This is a genomic window from Streptomyces sp. NPDC033165 (assembly GCF_055577965.1).
On sequence record NZ_JBVIPK010000007.1, the window covers coordinates 383,316 to 401,829 of the forward strand.

The window sequence follows — 18,514 nt, forward strand, 5'->3', positions numbered from 1 at the left end:
CGGTCAGAGTGCGACGAGGACCTTGCCGCGGTTGGCCTCCCGGTCGCCGTAGAGGCTTCCGTAGGCGGCGGGGATGTTGTCGAATCCGTGGTGCAGGGTGTGGTCGCAGACGACCTCGCCGCGTCGGACCCGGCCGCCCAGCTCGGCGTGGAGGTCCTTCCAGTTCTGTTCGGTGAACCACTCCGGGGAGAAGATCCCGCGGACGGTGGCGCGCGGGAACATCAGGTACGGCAGCAGCCGGGGGCCGGTGTCGTCCTGACCGACCTGGGTGGCCCACTGCCAGCAGACCGCCACCTGGGCGCCGACGTTGAGCATGGGGAACACCGCGTCGGTGACCGTGCCGCCGAGGTTGTCGAAGTAGCGGTCGACACCGTCGGGGGCGGCCCTGGCGAGCGCTTCGCGGACGGTGCCGGCCCGGTCTCCGTGGCGGTAGACGACGACCGCGTCGAATCCGAGCCCGGTGAGGTAGTCCGCCTTCCGCGGGGACGAGGTGGTGCCGATGACCCGGGCGCCCGCGAGCACCGCCAGCTGGCCCGCGAGGGCCCCGACCGCCCCGGAGGCGCCGCTGACGACGAACGTGTCGCCGGGGTTGACCGTCATGTACTTGGAGAGGGTCCCCCAGGCGGTCATGCCGGGCCCGCCCATCGCGCCGAGGGCGGTCGGCAGCGGCAGGGCGTCGTCGTACCACCCGGGGTCGAGCCTGCGGTACGCCGGGAAGACCATGGGGAACGTCCCGGTCTGCCAGGGCTCGGGCGCTCCGGTGCCGACCACGTGGGTGCGCCAGCCGCCGAAGCCCTGGACGAGGTCGCCGACGCGGTGGGCGGCGCGCGGCCCGGCCGCCACCACCTCCATGATCGAGTCGGCGCCCATGTGGTGGCCGATCGGGGTGTCGAGGGCGATGCCCTGGAGGTAGGGGTCGACCGAGACGTACAGCGTGCGCAGGAGCATCTCCTCGGGGGCCAGGGTCACTTCGACGTCCTCGACGACCTTCTCGTAGACGCGGTCCACGTCGGGCACGCCCTCGACGTGCTCGCGGACCACCCATTTCGCGATCTTCATGGCGTCCTTTCCGGCTGCGCGGCGGAGCGTACGGGCACGGGGATGACGCGGTGGGTCGGCGGCGGAGCGGTGCGGTCGACCGACGCGGTGAAGGGTTTTCCGTCGTCGCGGCAGACGAACTGCATGACGTGGCGTCCGGCGGCCGCGGCCCGGATGAGCCCGCCGGTGGTGGCCCAGACGCCGGACTGGTAGAAGTCGCGCAGGCCGGGGAGGCCGGGGCCGTGCTTCTTGACCAGCTCTTCGAGGGTCTCGCCGCTCTCGACGAACGGCTGCCAGCCGAGGACGGTCCCGTCGTGGTTGCCGGTGTAGCGGACCTGGGTGAGGGGGCTGGAGACGTCGCGGACGACGATGGCGTCCCGCAGGCCGGGGAAACGCTCTTCCAGGAAGCCGACGAGGGCTTCGCGGGCCTGTCGTTTCGCCGCGTAGTAGCCGCGCCCGTGCCGTACGGGAAGGGTGTGCAGCTCCTGGCCGCCGCGGCTGCGGGTGACCTGCTCCGGGCCCTCGTCCAGGGCCCGCCAGGGGGCGATGTCGCAGAAGTAGGTGGCGTAGACGACGGTGGTGCCGTCCGGGGACAGCTCGGGGTAATGGCGGCTGCGGAACTGGACGTTGATGCTGGGGTGGCGGATTCCGGTGAGCTCGGCGGCGGTCTCCTCGTCGAGGAGGTAGGTGGTGCAGGGGTCCCCTTCGGGGAAGGGCCGGGAGAGGCCGAGGAAGAGGGTGAAGTAGCCGGGGAAGATCATGCCGGGTTCGTGGATGGTGCGCGTGTAGAGCTTGCGGTAGTCCTCTCCGAGGTATGCGCCCTTCAGGAACTTCATCGTCGTGGTGTAGCCGTCGCAGGCCGATACGACGATGTCTGCGCGCAGTTCGCTGCCGTCGCTGAGCCGGACGCCCACCGCGCGGTCGTCCTCCACGATGACCGTGTCGACTTTCGCGTTGTACGAGACCTCGCCGCCGAGCCGGCGGTAGCGGGCCTCGATCGACCGGGCCAGGCCGAGGGAGCCGCCTTCGGGTACGCCCGCGGAGAGGTTGGCGTGCGAGGCGAGCTGGAAGTGGAACGGCAGGACGGGGAAGGCCGGGTGCTGCTCGTACAGGATGAAGTTGAACGCCTCGCGCAGGAGCGGGTCCTTGAACCTCGCCGAGAAGTCGCTCATCAGGACGGTGATCGTGGTGCGGACGGCGTTGAAGTAAGGGGCGAACGAGGCGAGCATCCGCCAGCGCTCCGCACGGCCCATGAGACCGACGGGTTTGAGGAACGGGTAGACCGCCAGGGCTCGGCGGAAGCTGCGCAGTCGGGCGCAGAACTTCCGTACGAGCCGGGCGTCGGCGGGTGACAGTGCGATGAGGTGGGCTTCGAGGCGGTCCGGGTCGGAGTAGAAGTGGACGGCCCTGCCGTCCCGCCCGCGCACGATGTTGAACACGTCGAAGTGGCGGATCTCCTTGCCCTGGAGGGCTCCCAGCTCCAGCCAGATCTGGTGCATCTCGTTGCCGGGGCCGCTGCCGAGGAGCCAGCTGACGCAGGCGTCCAGGGTGAAGCCGCCGCGTTCCCAGGCGGTGCAGCAGCCGCCGGGGATCTCGTGCATCTCCAGGATGTGGCTGCGGTAGCCGTTCAGCTGCGCGTAGACGCCGGTGGACAGACCGCCGAGGCCCGCACCGATGATGATCATCGTCTCCCGTGGGCGTCGGGGGCCGCTGTGCTCGGTGGTCATCAGGTGCGGTCCTCCCGTGCGGACCAGCGGTCGAGCTGGGGCAGGTGGCCCAGCTTCGCCGGGTGCCAGGGTTCGGCTCCCTTGCTCTCCCAGGCCCTGAATTCCAGGCCCAGTTCGCGACACAGGTACTGGACGGCGAAGCGGCCGGTGGCTGCCGCGCGGATCAGTCCGCCCATGCCCGCCCACTGTCCGGCCATGGAGAAGCCGCTGAGGCCGGGCAGCCGCATGCGGTCCTTGCCGACCAGCCGGGACGAGACGTCGTCGGCCTCGGAGAACGCCTTCCAGGCGAGGATGGAGCCTTTGAGATTGCCGGTGTAGCGGTGGGTCGTGGCGGGGGTCGCCACCTCGACGACGTCGATCCGGTCCGCGATGCCGGGGGTGCGGCGCTCCAGGAAGTCCCCGACGAAGTCGGCGACTTCGCGTTTCCGCCGCCGGTACTCCTTGCGGTTCCTCGTACGCAGGTCCTTCCAGTGGGCGAAGTCGCTGAAGTAGGTGCAGTGCAGGACGGAGTGGCCGGGGGGCGCGAATCCGCCGGAGTAGCGGGAGCGGGCCTGGAGGACCAGGCTGCTCTGGAGGGCGCCGGGGAGGCGGTCCGCGTCCTCGTCGGTGAGGAGGTGCGTGGTGCTGTGGGCCTCGTCGGGCGCCAGATCGCCGCGCAGACCGACGAAGGCGGAGACGACGGCGGGGAAGAGCGTGCCGGGGCGGTGCAGGAGGTCGGTGTAGAGCCGGTCGATGCGGGGGCCGGTGTAGCGCCCGCCGAGCAGCCCGTAGACGGTGGTGTGGCCGTCGCAGGCGGAGACCACGTGCTCGGCGAAATACCTTCTGCCGCCCCGGAGTTCGATGCCGATCGCGCGGTCGTTCTCGACCAGGACGCGTTCCGTGCGGGCCCGGTAGGCGATGTTCCCGCCCAGGCTTCGGTAGCGCTCCTCGATGGAGCGGGCGAGGCCGAGCGAACCTCCTTGCGGGAAGCCCGCGTTGCCGTGGTGGGCGGCGGCCATGTTGAAGAGGTAGGGCAGCAGCGGGAAGCCCTCCGGGTCCTGGAAGAAGATGTTGCGGAAGGCCCGTCGCAGCAGCGGGTCCTGAAACCGGTCGGCGAAGACGTGCATCGGGGTGGCGGCGGTCCGCCAGAACAGCCGGAAGGCGGGGAGGACGGTCCGCAGGGTCTGCGCCCGCTCCCGTACGGTCCGCAGGGCGGGCGCGGTGAGGAACGGGTACAGCTCGATGCCGATGAACCGCCGCAGATCGCGGGTGAAGGCCCGGATCAGGGGGGCGTCGGCGGGCGAGATCTCCAGGAGGTGGGCCTCCAGGCGGTCGGGGTCGTTGTAGAACGTCACCGACCGGCCGTGCTCGTCCTCGACCTTGTTGAACAGGTCGAAGTTGGTGACGGTCTTGCCGTCGAGGGCGCCGAGTTCGCTCCACACCCGGTGGGCGTCGTTGCCCGGGGCGGTACCGATGAGCCATTCGATGCAGTAGTCGAAGAGATAGCCCTCGCGCGACCAGGCGGTGCAGCAGCCGCCGGGCAGCACGTGCTTCTCGAACACGCGGGTCCTGGCTCCGCTCATCTGGCCGTAGCAGCCGGTGGAGAGTCCGGCCACGCCGGCGCCGATCACGATGACGCGGGGCGGGGTGCCGGGGGCGCGCTCCCGGGTGGTCCAGTCGGTGCCGTCGTCATCCACCATGCGCGGCGCCCCCCGTCAGGACCGAGCGCACCAACGCGGCGTTGCGGGGCAGGTGTTTGGGGTCGAGCATGTCGGCGTGGACGCCGGAGCCGCGCAGTACGGCGGTGACTCCGGTGGAGCTGCCGTGCCAGGTGCCGTGCTCGCCCGCGGCGTAGAGGGCGGCCTTCTCCTGGTCGGTGATGACACTGACGGCGGCGTCGACCGTGCCGGTGTTGGGGGTGCGCCCGCAGAAGGCGAGGTAGTCGGCGGCGTGGGCGAGCGTCTCGGCGGCGACGGCGTCGGAACCGGTGTGCTTGCGCAGATGACCGGCCAGCTCCGCCTCGAAGACAGCGATGCCGTCCTCGTCCGGTTCGTAGGCCTCCAGGATGCGGCGGGAGTCGATGATGACCACATGGGCGACCTCGCGGCCGCGCCGCTCCAGTTCCCGGGCCGTCTCGAAGGCCAGGTTGCCGCCGAGGGAGTAGCCGAGGAGCAGGCAGGGGCCGTCGGGCCGGGCGGCCTCGATCAGGTCGGCGTAGCGGGCCACCTTGTCGTCGCCCGGAAGGTAGTTGAAGCCGATGAGGGTGTACTCGGGGAGCTGTCCCGCCAGGCCCCGGTAGACCAGTCCGTGGCCGCCGGCGGGCGGGAAGCAGAAGAGCTCGCGGGCCCCTCCGGCGTTGAAGGTCAGGCTGGGCAGTTCCTCGGCGGTGGTGCTGTGCAGGACGTCGGCCACCGTGGCGGCCATGCCGTGCAGGGTGGTGACCTGGTACAGCCTGCTGACGGGGACACCGACGCCGAACTCCGTGCGCAGATGGTGGAGCAGCTCGATGAGCTTGACGGAGCTGCCGCCGAGCTCGAAGAAGTCGTCCTCCAGGCCGATCTGTTCGATCCCGAGGAGATTCCTCCAGTGCCGGGCGAGGCTGACCTCGTACAGCGTGGCGGGCTCCTCGTGGGGCCGTTCCCCTCCATGGGGACGGGGGGCGGGCAGGGCGGCGGTGTCGACCTTGCCGCTGGGCGTGAGCGGCAGCTCGGGCAGCTCGACGTAGTGCGAGGGGATCATGTACGAGGGCAGGGAGCGCGCCAGGTGGCGGCGCAGGGCCCGGGTGTCCAGCGCCGCTCCGGCGGCCGGTACGCAGTAGGCGCAGAGGGCTGCCTCTCCCCCGGCGTCCGTGGTGACGGTGACGACGGCGCGGGCGAGTGGGGGCCACTGCGCGAGGTGGGCCTCGATCTCGCCGATCTCGACGCGGTGGCCGCGCAGCTTGACCTGCCCGTCGGTCCGGCCGAGCAGGTGCACCCGGCCCTGTGCGTCCCAGCGGGCGGTGTCGCCGGTCCGGTAGAGCCGTTGGGGACGGGCGTCCGCGGCCCGGCCGAGGGTGCGGGTGACGAAGCGCTCCTCGGTCTGCTCGGGGTCTCCGGCGTAGCCGAGCGCGACGCCTTCGCCGCCGATCCAGAGCTCCCCGGGAACGCCGGGCGGGACGGGTTCGCCGTGGGCGTCGAGGACGTGGAGGGTGCTGTGGGGCATGGGCCGGCCGATCGGGACCATCGCGCCGGGCTCCAGGTCGTCCACGGGTCCTTCGAAGTACGCGCTGTCGATGGTGGCTTCGGTGAGCCCGTAGGAGTTGACGAGGCGGGTGCCGGGGCCGCACAGCTCCCCGAGGCGCCGGTACTCCGCCACGTTCCAGGCGTCCGAGCCGACCACCAGCAGCCGCAGGAAGTCCAGCCGCAGCCCTTCCCGGTCGCAGTGGTCCATCAGCCCGCGCACCACGGCGGGCACGAACTCCGCGCAGTCGACTCGTTCCTGACGCATCGTCCGGTAGAGGCGTGTCGTGTCGAAGAGCAGGTCGCGGTCGACCAGTACGAGAGTGCCGCCCGAGCACAGGGCGCGGACCAGGTCGCCGGTGAAGACGTCGAACGAGGGGTCGGCCATCTGGAGGTGCACGCGGACGTCCCTCTCCAGCCGGTACTCCGCGCGCCAGGCGGCTTGGGCGGAGGCGAGGTTGCGGTGGCTGACGCGGACGGCCTTGGGGCGGCCGGTGGACCCGGAGGTGGTGATGACGTACGCCGTCGAGTCCGGGGCGATGGTCCGCCGGGGGCCGTCCGGGTGCGGCTCGGTCGCGTGCAGGGCGTCGAGGGTCACCGTGATGACCGGCAGCGCCGCGGTGCCCTCCCGCCCGTCCTCGTCGGCGACGACGACGAGGGCGGCGCCGCTGTCGTGGACGAGGGACGCGAGCCGACCGGCGGGCAGACCGGGCCGGAGCGGGAGGTAGGCGGCTCCGGTCCTGAGCACGGCGAGCAGGGTGACGATCAGGTCCGGCGACTTGTCCAGGCACAGCACGACGACGGAGCCGTGCCCGACGCCGAGGGTGCGCAGCCGGGCGGCGGTCCCGGTGGCCCGCCGCTCCAGCTCCGCGTAGCTGAGCCGGTGGGCGTCGCCGTACGGGGAGGGCGTGACCAGGGCGACGGCGGTGGGGTGCTCGGCGGCGGCGCGCCCGATCAGCTCGTGAACCGGGGTGAACCGCTCTCCCCGGTCCTCGGCGGGCGGCAGGGCCGGGCGGCTCCATTCGGTGACGAGCCGGTGCCGCTCGCGTTCGCCGAGCATCTCCAGCCGGGATGCGGGCTGTTCGCCGGGGGCACGGGTCATCCGGTCCAGGAGGCGGGTGTAGTGGGCGGCCATGCGGCGCATCGTCGCCGGGAGGAAGAGGTCGGTGTTGTACTTGAAGACGCAGTGGAAGCGTCCCTCCGCCTCGTCCTCGTAGGCGGACAGCGTTATGTCGAACTGCCCCTCTTCCTCCGGAAGTTCGATGTACTCCAGGCGGTAGCCGTACTGCTCGGTGGCCACCTTGTGGGTGAGGAGGATGAACATCGCCTGGAACACGGCCGAGCGGCTGGGATCGTGCTGGAGTCCCAGCTCCTCGACGAGGAGGACGAAAGGGTACTCCTGGTTGTCCAGCCCGCCCAGTACGGTCCTGCGGACCTGTTGCAGCAGTTCGGCGATGGTGGGGTCGTCCGACAGGTCGGCGTGCAGTGGCAGCGGGTTGACGAAGTACCCGTAGACGGAGGAGAAGTCCTGCCGGGTGCGGCCTGTCACGGGGCTGCCGACGACGATGTGGTCCTGCCCGGAGTAGCGGTGCAGGAGGAGGTAGTAGGCGCTCAGCAGCACCATGAACGGGGTGACGCCGTGCGCCCGGGCCAGGGCGTGGACGCGGGTGCTGAGCTGGGCGTCGAGGACGAAGAACTCCGAGGCCCCGTTGTGGGTCTGGACGGCGGGGCGCGGCTTGTCGACGGGAAGGTCCAGGAGCGGGACCTCGGCCGGCAGGTGGGAGCGCCAGTAGTCGAGCATGCCCGCGGCTTCCGGCCCGGCCAGGAACGCGTTCTGCTGGTTGAGGAAGTCGAGGTAGCGGGCCTGCACCGGGGGCAGTTCGGGCTGCCTGCCCTCGCGCAGCGCCTCGTACACGGCGAAGAGTTCCTCGATGAAGGTGAACGTGGAGATGGCGTCGGAGACGATGTGGTGGACGGCCTTCATGATGACCCAGCGGTCGGGTGCCCGCTTGAAGAGGCGGAAGCGGACCAGCGGGTCGCGTGCGAGGTCGTAGGGCTTGCGGTATTCGGCGACGATCGTCGCGTGGATGGTCTCCCAGTCCTGCCCCTGGACGTCGAAGAGACCGAGGTCCGGTACGACGTCCGGGGAGACCCGCTGCACGGCGTGCCCGTCCTCCAGCAGGAAGTTGGTGCGCAGCGCGGGGTGCCGGACGATGAGGCGGCGGACGGCCTCGAACATCAGGTCCGGTTCGAGGGCCACGTTCACCTCGACGGCTCCGCCGATGTTGTAGGCGTACCCTTCGGGGTTGAGGTGCTTGAGGAACCAGAGCGCTTTCTGGTTCTGCGTCAGCGGGTACTGCCGTTCGTCCTGGTGGAGTTCGACGGCACGGGCCGTTTTGTCGGGGGTGTCGGTGGCGGCCAGGGCGGTGAGGCCGTCGTGGAGCCGGGCGGCGAGCTCGCCCGCCGGGGTGCCGCTGAGGAGGGCGACCACGGGCAGGGAGACGCCGAGTTCGGCGTGGATCCGGGCCCGTAGCTCCATGGCGAGCAGCGAGTCGAGCCCGAGTTCACCGAGGCCGGTGGCGGGGTCGACGCGGTCCGTACCGGTGCGGAGCACGGTGGCGCAGAGCGCGGCGAACCTCTCGGTCACCAGCGTGCGGCGGGTCTTCTCGTCGGCTTGGCGGAAGGCGTCGAGGAATCCGTTGCCGGACGCCGGGTCCGGCGGCGGGGCGGCGGCCGCGGCGAGGTCGGCGACGAGCGGGGGCGGGGAAGGGTACCAGGCGAGGAAGGCGGGCCAGTCGACGACGGTGGCGACGACCAGTTGGGCGTGGTCCTGGCCGATGACGCGTTCGAGGACGGCCATGCCCGCTTCCGGGGAGAGCGAGCTCATGCCGCGGCTGTGCAAGTAATGGTCGACGAGGCCGAGTTCCTCGATCATGCCGGTGGCCCAGGGGCCCCAGTCCAGGCTGAGCGCGGGCAGGCCCAGCGCGCGGCGGTGGTGAGCCAGGGCGTCCAGGAAGGCGTTTCCGGCGGCGTAGTTGGTCTGGCCCGCCGTGGTCAGCAGGGAGGCGACCGAGGCGAAGAGCACGAAGTGTTCGAGGGGTTCGTGCCGCAGGTGCCGGTGCAGGAGGTAGGCGCCGACGGTCTTGGGGTCGTGGACGGCGTCGAAGGCGGGCCGGTCGAGTTCGGTGACGAGGGTGTCGCGGACCTGGCCCGCGAGGTGGAACACCCCGCGCACGGGTGGCGCGCCACTGGCTCGGTGGGCGTCGAGCCAGCCGGTCAGGGCGTCCTCGTCGGTGATGTCGAGGCGGGCCGGGACGGTCTGCGCGCCGAGGGCCTCCAGTTCGCGCAGCAGGGCCACGACCCGGCCCTCGGCGGTGGCGGGGTCGGTGGCGGCCCACTTCTCCCGGGGCGGTACGGGGGTGCGGCCGACCAGGATCAGCCTGCGGGCCCCCCGCCGCACCAGCGTGCGGCACAGCAGCCGTCCGAGCGCGCCGTACGCGCCGGTCACCAGGTAGCTGCCGTACTCCCGCAGGCGCGGCGGCAGGGGCCGGGTCAGGCCGTCGGCAGGGCGCAGGCGGCTGGTGCGGCGGCGGCCGTCGCGCAGGGCGATCTCCTCCTCGTCCTCGGCCAGCGCCTCGCTCAGGAGCGCTTCGGCCTCGGCGCGGTCGCCGTCCGGGCCCGGTTCCCGCCGGGGGTCGAGGTCGATCAACTTGCCCGGCCGGTCGGTGAGTTCCTGGTGCCGTAGGACGCGGCCGACGCCCCAGGCGGGTGCCCCGAGGGGTTCGACGGCCTCGCCGGGCAGGGCGGGCTGGGCGCCCCGGGTGACGATGTGCAGGCGGCTGCCGGAGCCCCGGGCGAGCAGGGTCCGGGCCAGGGCGACCAAGGAGTAGGCGCCCGCGCCGGTGTGGTCCACGAGGGCTTTCCGGTCGCAGTCCGCGAGGGCGGGCCGGTCGAGGTTCCACAGGTGCAGGACCGCCCCGCGAAAGGGTCGGCCCTCGCGCTCCACATCGGCGAGGAGGCGCTCCAGGCCGCTGTCGGATGCGGGGTCGACGGTATAGGTGTCGCCGTCGCCGGAGCCGGTGTACGCGGCGCCCCGGCGCACCAGCAGGCAGCGTTCGCCCCGGGCGGCGGCGAGCTCGGCGAAGGCGTCCGCCACTCCCCCGTTGTCGGCGAGGACCAGCCAGCCGTGGTCGCGGGCGGCCGCGGCGGGCCCGGAGGGTTCACTCCGTACGTCGTCGTCCTCGGGCAGCGGCGGGCAGTCGGTCCAGGCCGGTTCCGCGAGCCAGGAGTCGATCGTGGTGCGGGCGACCGCGGTCGCGGCCTTCTCGACGTCACCGGCGCGGAAGCCGTGGACGCGGCCGAGCGGCGTGCCGTCGTCGGCGTAGAGGGCGATGTCCCCGAGGGTGGTGTCCGCGTCGCCGGTCAGCAGGGTGGCGTGCGCCCAGAACGGCTGGTCGCCGACGGGGTCGATGGCTACCTCGTCGAGGGAGAGCGGCAGCCTGATGCCCTTGCCCGGTGCGGGCCCTTCCAGGATCTGCGGGGTGAGCAGCGTCTGGAAGCAGGCGTCGAGCAGCACGGGATGGAGGTGGTGGTCCGCGGCGGCGTCGCCGATGGCCCGGGGCGGACGGATGCGGGCCAGGACTTCGCCCCTGCCGATCCAGACCTCCTCGACGGCCCGGAAGGCGGGGCCGTAGTGGTAGCCGAGGGCGGCCAGTGCGGTGTAGCAGTCGGGGCCTTCGAGTCGCCGGACGGTACGGGAGCGGACCGCGGCGGCGTCGAGGGGCGGTCCGGTCCTGCGGCGCTGCCCGGTGCGGACGACGCCGCTCGCGTGGACCGCCCGCTCTCCGTCGTCACCGGCGGCCGAGGCGACGGTGAATGCGGCGTTCTCCAGGGAGAGGGAGACCTCCACGGTCCGGTCCTCTCCGTCGGGCAGGAAGAGCGCCTTGCGGAGGTCGATGCCGGTGAGGACGGCGGTGGCGCCTCCGGTGAGCCGTCGGACGGCCTGGGCCGCCATCTCCAGGTAGCCCGCGGCGGGGAAGACGACGGTGTCCTGGATACGGTGGTCGGCGAGGTAGGGCAGGGCCTCGGTGTCGAGGCGGGCCTGCCAGGTCGGTTCGGTGCGGTCGGTACGGCGGCCGAGGAGCGGGTGGTCCTGGTGGCCGAGGCGGACCTGGGCGACCGGCCGGGGCTCGGTCCAGTGGCGGTCGCGCCGGAAGGGGTGGCGGGGCAGGGTGACCGGGCGTCCGGTGGGCTGGAGCGCGTCCCAGTCGATGGCGGCGCCCAGGTTGTGGAGCGCGGCGAGGGAGGCGGCGAAGCGTTCGGGCTCGTTCTCCCGGCGGCGGATCGAAGGCAGGGTGACTCCGGTCGCACCGGTGGCGTCCAGGCATTCCCGGATCGCGTGGCCGAGCACGGGGTGCGGTCCGATCTCCAGGAAGACCTGGTGGCCGTCGGCGGCGACGCGGTCCACGGCGGCCCGGAAGCGCACCCGGTCGCGGACGTTCTTCCACCAGTAGGCGGCGTCCAGCTCATCGCCGCGGGCCGTGCCTTCAACTCCCGTCAGGTAGAGCGGCACCTGTGCGGGGCGTGGCTCCAGGGCGGCGAGCTCCGTGAGCAGTTCGTCCTTGATGAGCTCCATGCCGACGCTGTGGTAGGGCACTTGCACGGTGAGGAACTTGGCGAACTGCTGCTCGGCTCGCAGTTCCCCGGCCAGCAGGGTGAGCGTCGCCTCGTCCCCGGCCAGGGTGATCGAGGTGGGGCTGTTGACGGCGGCGATGGAGACCCGGTCGCTGTACGGGCGCACCCGGCGCTCCGCCTCGTCCTCGGACAGGCTCACGGCGAGCATGGTGCCCGTGCCCGACAGGGTCTGCTGGAGCCTGCTGCGGTGCACGGCGATCCTGGCCGCGTCCCGCAGGGAGTAGACACCCGCTTCGTGGAACGCGGCGATCTCGCCGGTGCTGTGGCCGACGACGGCGTCCGGGCGCACCCCGTAGGACCGCCACAGGGCGGCCAGCGCGACCTGCACGGCGAAGTTCGCGGGCTGCGCGAGCCAGGTCTCGTCCATCCGGGAGGCGGATTCGTCGGCGGTCAGCTCCCCGATCAGTGACCAGTCGGCGAACTCGGCGACCGCACAGTCGCACTGGAGGAGCGCGTCACGGAAGACCGGTTCCTCGCGCAGTAGTTGGCGTCCCATGCCCCACCACTGCGGACCCATTCCGGTGAAGACCCAGACCGTCCGCCGCTCGCCCGACTCGCGTGCCCGCCCCCGGACGACCCGGGGGTGGGGCTCGCCCCGCTCGTGGGCGGCCAGCGCCTCGTCGAGGGAGGCGCGGGAGGAGTAGACGACACAGAGCCGCTCGGGAAGGTGCTGGCGGCGGTGGGCGAGGGTGTGGCCGAGGTCGGGGAGGGCCACCTCCGGGCCGTTCTCCCCGGCCAGTTCGCCGCGGATGCCGGTCGCCATCGCGGTGAGGGCGTCCGGCTGCCGGGCGCTCAGCGGCAGGATGCTCCAGCCGCGTCCGGCGGGATCGGCCCGGCGGGTGTCCGGCGGGGGCGGCGGGGCCTCCTCCAGCACCACATGGGCGTTGGTGCCGCCGAACCCGAAGGAGTTCACCCCGGCGCGGGCGGGGCCCTCGTGCGCCGGCCAGGGGACGGGCCGGGTGGGGATCTCGTACGGCAGGGTGGCCGGGTCGATGGCGGGGTTGAGGTTCTCCAGGTTGATGTGGGCCGGGATCTGCCGGTGTTCGAGGCACAGGGCGGTCTTGATCAGTCCGGCGATCCCGGCGGCGGATTCGGTGTGGCCGATGTTCGTCTTGACCGAGCCGACGTAGGCGCGGGCGCCCGGGGCCCGTCCGATGGCCAGCGCGCGGGCCAGGGCGTTCGCCTCGATCGGGTCGCCGACGGGGGTCGAGGTGCCGTGCGCCTCCATGTACTGGAGGTCTCCGGGGGTGATGCCCGCCTCGGCGCAGACCCGGCGGATGAGGTCCACCTGGGCGTCGGCGTTGGGCACGGTGATGCCGTTGGTGTGGCCGTCCTGGTTGACGCCGCTGCCGAGGATCACCGCGTGGATCCGGTCCCCGTCCCGTACGGCGTCCTCCAGCCGCTTCAGCGCGACCAGTCCGACACCCTCGGCCCGCACATAGCCGTCGGCAGCCGCGTCGAACGTACGAGAGCGGCCTGCGGGCGACAGGAAGCCCCCCTTGGTCTCGGCGACGGTGTACTGCGGGGCCATGTGAAGCAGGGCGCCGCCGGCCAGCGCGAGGTCGCTCTCACCACTCTTCAGCGCCTGGCACGCCAGGTGCACGGCCACCAGGGAGGAGCTGCACGCGGTGTCGATGGACAGGCTGGGGCCGCGGAAGTCGAAGCAGTACGAGATGCGGTTCGACACCATCGTCATCATGGTGCCGGTCGCGGTGTGGGCGGCCAGCGAGGTGAAGCCCAGGTCGGCGAACTGGAGGATCTTGTAGTCCAGGGTGAACGCGCCGACGTAGACGGCGACGTTGCCGCCCGCGAGGTCGGCGGGCCGCTGGCCGCCGTCCTCCAGGGCGTCCCAGGCCACTTCGAGCAGCTTGCGCTGCTGGGGGTCCATATGGTCGGCCTCGCGCGGGCTGATACCGAAGAACGCGGGGTCGAACTCGTCGAATCCGTCGATGTATCCGCCGCGGCCGCCGACGAGGCGTCCGGGCTTGTCGCGGAACCGGCTGCCGAGCGTGGCGACGTCGTACCGGTCGGGCGGGGTGGGCGTGATGCAGTCCTTGCCCGCCGTCAGGTTCTGCCAGAACGTGCGGTGGTCCGAGGCGCTGCCGGGCAGTCGGCAGCCCATTCCGATGATCGCCACCTTGTCGCGTAACGCCCGGTTGTTCGCGTCGGCCATGTGTTGACTCCTCAAGTCGCGGTGGAACGTCGAGGGTTGGCGGTCACTTCGGCCGGGGGCCCGGTTCGGGTCGGCGGTGCCGCCAGGGGTGCAGGAGAGCGGCCAGGATCTCGCCGGTGCCGGGGAAGGCCGTGGGGTCGTGGAGACCGACAGCGGCGGGTTCGCGGCCGGCATGCCAGGTGAAGCTGCCGAAGAGGTGGTCCCAGCACGACAGGTCGGAGCCGTAGTGGCCGGCTTCGGACAGATCGGTGCTGTGGTGCAGTCGGTGCTGCTCGGGGCTGGCCAGCAGATGGTTGAGCGGTCCGATGCGGACCTCGATGTTGGCGTGGACGAAGTAGCCCTGTGCGACGACGAAGAGACCGACCACCAGCACCGCGGGGCGGGAGAATCCGACGAGGGCCAGGGTCAGCTGGACGAGGCTCTGGGCCAGGACGATGTCCAGCACGTGGTTGACGCCGTTGTTGGCGACATTGACCTTCTCCGGCACGTGATGCACCCCGTGCAGCCGCCAGAGCAGTGCGCTGCGGTGGCCCAGCCGGTGCACCGCGTAGCTGACGAGCGATCCGGCCAGGAGCGCGCCCGGGATCTCGACCCAGAGGTGACGGGCCGGCTCCTCCGGCGCGATCAGGCCGACGGCCAGCGCCACCAGCAGTTGCGCCAGACCGCTTCCGGCCATGGTGAGCAGGAAGTAGATGCCGTACCAGCGCCATTCGTCCTTTCCTGGGTGCCAGTTCCGGTCATAAGGAATCAGCCGCTCCAGGAGGGCCAGATAGGCGATGACCCCGATCAGGAAAAGCGAACCGACCCACGCGGGGTCCCATTTCAGCCACAATGCGGCTGCACTCACGGACACGACCGAGAGGAGGAGAATCGGGTAGGCGACGGCGCGAAGGAACCGCATAGGTGAATTACCGACCCTCCCCTTCCGCCCGACCGAAAAGCCGGCCGAACAGATTTCGCCATCGGCGGAGCGTTCGCGCTCGTCCATCCGTGACCCTCCACAAGTGACAGTGCCGGGGAGAGAGACTCATCGCATCGCATCAGCGCAGGCCAGAGCAGCCTGACGAGAACAGGAAACCCGGGTGGCGGCCATGGCCCCCGCGCCGGCGACTTCCGGACACCCGGCCCCGATCACATTCGGCCGCGGCGTGAACCGATGCCCCCGATCCCATCAGCCCAGATCATCTATTTCCCGTTTCCACGGCTTTAATCACGACCGGCTCGCAGAAATTGCGCGGCACTTTTATCCGCGGCAAGAATGCGGGGAGAATCGCACAACCGAGGCGAGTGCATTTGTGCGAGCAATTTTTTCATAGGATCATCGCCACACCGAAAGACGGCGTATTCCGATGCGCCGGTACCCGATGCCCCACGCTCTGGCGTGCGTTCGGGTGGGGGGCGGTGCGCCCGCGCGGAAGCCGCACCCGAAAGCGCCTCAAGCGACCCCACTCCTTCCGCTCGGGGACACCTCCTGCGATGATCACGGCGGACCCGGCAGCGGAATCCGACAGCGAAACCGGTAGCGCAGCCCGGCAGTACAACCGGCAGCACCTCAGCGAAACGAGGAGTCTCCTTGTCGTACGACGTCGGCGCGGTGCGCGCGCAGTTCCCCGCCCTGCGGTCCGGTACGGCGCACTTCGACGGACCGGGCGGCACCCAGACTCCCGCCTCCGTCATCGCCGCGATCGGCGAGGCCATGAGCCGCCCCCTGTCGATCCGGGGCACGGCCCTGCCCGGGGAGGTGAACGCGGAGGAGATCGTCCTCGGGTTCCGGCAGGCGATGGCGGATCTGCTGGGCACGGACCCGGGCGGGGTCGTGTTCGGCCGCAGCGCCACCCAGCTCACCTACGACTTCTCGCGCACCCTGGCCGGGTCCTGGCGCCCGGGGGACGAGGTGGTGGTCAGCCGGCTGGATCACGATGCCAACATCCGCCCGTGGGTGCGGGCGGCCGAACGGGCGGGGGCCGTGGTGCGGTGGGCCGATTTCGACCCGGCGACCGGCGAGCTGTCCCCGGAGTCCGTCGGCGCGCAGATCACCGAACGGACCCGGCTGGTCGCGGTGACCGGCGCGTCCAACCTCATCGGCACCCGGCCCGACGTCCCGGCCATCGCCGGACTCGTCCACCGGGCCGGCGCGCTGCTGTACGTGGACGGGGTCCATCTCGCCGCGCACCACACGGTCGATGTGGAGCGGCTGGGCGCGGACTTCTTCGTCTGCTCCCCGTACAAGTTCTTCGGCCCCCATCACGGGGTGCTCGCCGCCCGGCCCGAACTGCTCGACACCCTGCGCCCGGACAAGCTTGCACCGTCCACCGACGCCGTACCGGAGCGCTTCGAACTCGGCACTCTGCCCTACGAGTCGATGGCGGGCACCCGGGCGGCGGTGGACTTCCTCGCAGGCCTGGGCACCGACGCGGACGCCGGTGTCGGCGTCGGCCGCCGCGAGCGGCTGCGGTCGGCGTACGCGGCGATCGACGCCCACGAGACGGCTCTGCGGATGAGCATCGAGAAGGCGGTGCGCGAACTGGACGGGGTGACGCTGCACTCCCGGGCCGTGGACCGCACCCCCACCCTGCTGCTCACCTTCGAGGGCCGGGACGCGGCGGACGCCTACCGCACCCTCGCCCGCTCCGGAGTGCACGCACCCGCCGGATCCTTCTACGCCCTGGAGGCCTCCCGCCACCTGGGGCTCGGTGACAGCGGCGGCCTGCGCGTCGGGCTGTGCGCGTACAACGACACGGACGACGTGGAGCGACTTCTGACGGGGCTGTCGGACTTCCTGCGGTGACGGCGGGCGTATACGGCAGATACGACGGACCCGGTCACCGCGCGCGGAGCGTGGCCAGTACGTCCACCGCGTCGGCCAGCCTGGCCGGACAGCGCACCCCCGGCGGCGGCTCCCCGGTCCAGCCGGGTCCGGCCACCACGACGACGGGCCGCCTGCGCGCTCCCCGTACGCCCCACTCGATCGCCCCCACCCGTGCCACGAGCGAGCGGTTCGCCGTACCGCGGGACTGCGCCCAGAGCACCACCGCCACGGGGCCGGTGCGCCGTACCGCCTCTTCCAGCGCCCCGGCGGGCAGGGAGGCGCCGAACATACGAACCGGCACGGCCTGGCGGGCGAGGGTGGCGGCGAGTGCCTCCAGGGCCAGCGTATGGGTCTCGCCGGGCAGGCAGGCCAGTAGGGAGACGCCCGCGCCGGGTGCGGGGGGCCGCGCGGCCGAGAACGCGCGCAGCGCGCCGGAGACATGCCATGACAGCAGGTGCTCGACTTCGATGTACCGCTCCCCCGCGGTCTCCCACTTGCGGCCCACCGCGTGCAGCACCGGCATCATCACCTCGTCCCACGCGGCCGGCAGTCCGTAGCGGTCCAGCACCGCCATGAGCAGCTCGTCCATGGCCGGCGCGTCCAGTCGGACCGCCGCCCGGGCCAGCCCGCGGCACTCCCGGCGGGCCCGGCCGAGCGCAAGCGGTCCGGAGGCCCGGGAGGCGCGCCCGGACGGTGGCACGGGCGCGTCGCGGGAGGTTCCGGCCAGGACGGTGCGGGCGGCCTCGGCCGGTGGCAGGCCCGCGCTCGTCAGACGGCACATGGTCCGCAGAGCGGCGATGTCCGCCCCGGTCCAGCGCCGGTGCCTGCCGTCCTCCCGGGCCGCCGGGCCGATGCCGTAGCGACGGTCCCACGAGCGCAGTGTGGTCGGCGCGACGCCCAGGAGACGGGCCACCGCGCCGGTGGTCAGCCCTCCGTCGGCCGGGACTTCCGGCGCCGACTCGCGCGCCGGGCCCGTCACGGGGCTCATCACTGGGTCCATAAATCCACCATACGACGCAAAAGCGACGCGTGTTGCCCGGTGCCGCGCCGCGCTGTTCGCTGAGGACGACCGGCCGAGAGCAGCAGGAGTGAAAGGAGACGGCCATGAAACTGAGCGACGAACTCCCCGTCGATCACCGGCTGGCGACCGTGTACCGGATCGGTGCGGGCCTCTGCGGCACCATCCTTCTCGTCTTCGGCGTCCTCGGCTTCGCGCAGCGGCTGAGCTTCTTCGACACCAGTGGCGACCGCATCGCCGGACTGTCGACCAACGGCCTGCTGAGCATGATCTCGGTGGTCGTCGGCGTGCTGCTGATCGGCGGGGCCGCGGTGGGGGGCAACGCCGCGTCCACGCTGAACATGACGATCGGCTCGCTCTTCCTGCTGAGCGGCTTCGCGCACCTCTTCGTCCTGGACCGGTCCGCGAACATCCTGGACTTCGGCATGCCGAATGTGGTCTTCAGTTTCGTTATGGGGCTGCTGATCCTCACGTTCGGGATGTACGGGAGGGTGACCGGCGGCCTGCCGCACGACAACCCGTACTGGCGTCACCGCCACCCGGAGCAGGCGGACCGCGAGGCTGAGGCCGCCGCCGCCGCCCGCAGGAGTGCGGCGGTGCGCGGGCCTCTCGGTCGGTGAACGTGCCGGGCGGGGCGAGCCCCGGGCCGTGCGAGTCCAGGCCTTGCGACAGCGGGCGTTCACCCAGGAGAACACGCCGAAGGCGACCAGTCCGAGGACGCGGACCAGCCCACGGGCCCCGAACCCGGCGCGGGTCCCCGCCTCCATCCCTGTGCTGTTCGCGGCCCGCTCGGCCCGGCCGCCTCCCTACGCTGCCACTGAACGGGCAGGCATGTCATTCCGCTGGCCCCGGCGAGGC

The 18,514-nt window shown here is 71.9% G+C and carries 8 protein-coding genes; 2 read left to right on the forward strand and 6 right to left on the reverse strand.

Annotation, left to right across the window (positions count from 1 at the left end; translation table 11 throughout):
• Positions 1 to 3: 3 nt before the first annotated feature.
• From ACZ5WC_RS19775 to ACZ5WC_RS19795, 5 genes are read right to left on the reverse strand one after another with little or no spacing between them, the layout of a single operon-like run.
• A complete protein-coding gene (locus tag ACZ5WC_RS19775; RefSeq protein WP_468541998.1) occupies positions 4 to 1,059 on the reverse strand; it encodes an MDR family NADP-dependent oxidoreductase in 1,056 nt (351 codons plus the stop codon).
• Positions 1,056 to 2,765 carry a phytoene desaturase family protein gene (locus tag ACZ5WC_RS19780; protein WP_468541999.1) on the reverse strand — a complete coding sequence of 570 codons (1,710 nt, stop codon included), beginning with the start codon at positions 2,763 to 2,765 and terminating at the stop codon, positions 1,056 to 1,058. The genes ACZ5WC_RS19775 and ACZ5WC_RS19780 overlap by 4 nt, the downstream gene beginning before the upstream one ends.
• The gene (locus ACZ5WC_RS19785) at positions 2,765 to 4,444 is read right to left on the reverse strand and encodes a phytoene desaturase family protein (RefSeq protein ID WP_468542000.1); all 1,680 of its coding nucleotides are present in this window, start codon (positions 4,442 to 4,444) and stop codon (positions 2,765 to 2,767) included. The genes ACZ5WC_RS19780 and ACZ5WC_RS19785 overlap by 1 nt, the downstream gene beginning before the upstream one ends.
• Positions 4,434 to 13,829: a non-ribosomal peptide synthetase/type I polyketide synthase gene (locus ACZ5WC_RS19790; protein WP_468542001.1), complete on the reverse strand. Its 9,396-nt coding sequence runs from the start codon at positions 13,827 to 13,829 to the stop codon at positions 4,434 to 4,436. Before ACZ5WC_RS19790 ends, ACZ5WC_RS19785 begins: the two co-directional genes overlap by 11 nt.
• A 43-nt stretch (positions 13,830 to 13,872) precedes the next feature.
• Positions 13,873 to 14,817: a sterol desaturase family protein gene (locus ACZ5WC_RS19795; protein ID WP_468542002.1), complete on the reverse strand. Its 945-nt coding sequence runs from the start codon at positions 14,815 to 14,817 to the stop codon at positions 13,873 to 13,875.
• A gap of 585 nt (positions 14,818 to 15,402) precedes the next feature.
• On the opposite strand from ACZ5WC_RS19795, the gene ACZ5WC_RS19800 reads away from it, so the two are divergent.
• Complete coding sequence (locus tag ACZ5WC_RS19800; protein ID WP_468542003.1) at positions 15,403 to 16,617, forward strand: cysteine desulfurase-like protein; 1,215 nt, start codon at positions 15,403 to 15,405, stop codon at positions 16,615 to 16,617.
• A 34-nt stretch (positions 16,618 to 16,651) separates the two neighbouring features.
• Here ACZ5WC_RS19800 and ACZ5WC_RS19805 read toward each other — a convergent pair whose 3' ends face one another.
• Complete coding sequence (locus tag ACZ5WC_RS19805) at positions 16,652 to 17,626, reverse strand: MerR family transcriptional regulator (protein ID WP_468542004.1); 975 nt, start codon at positions 17,624 to 17,626, stop codon at positions 16,652 to 16,654.
• Positions 17,627 to 17,742: 116 nt separating this feature from the next.
• Between ACZ5WC_RS19805 and ACZ5WC_RS19810 the strand changes: the two genes are divergently transcribed.
• Positions 17,743 to 18,276 (forward strand): DUF4383 domain-containing protein, encoded by a 534-nt coding sequence (locus tag ACZ5WC_RS19810; RefSeq protein WP_468542005.1) that lies wholly within the window; start codon positions 17,743 to 17,745, stop codon positions 18,274 to 18,276.
• Positions 18,277 to 18,514 lie beyond the last annotated feature (238 nt).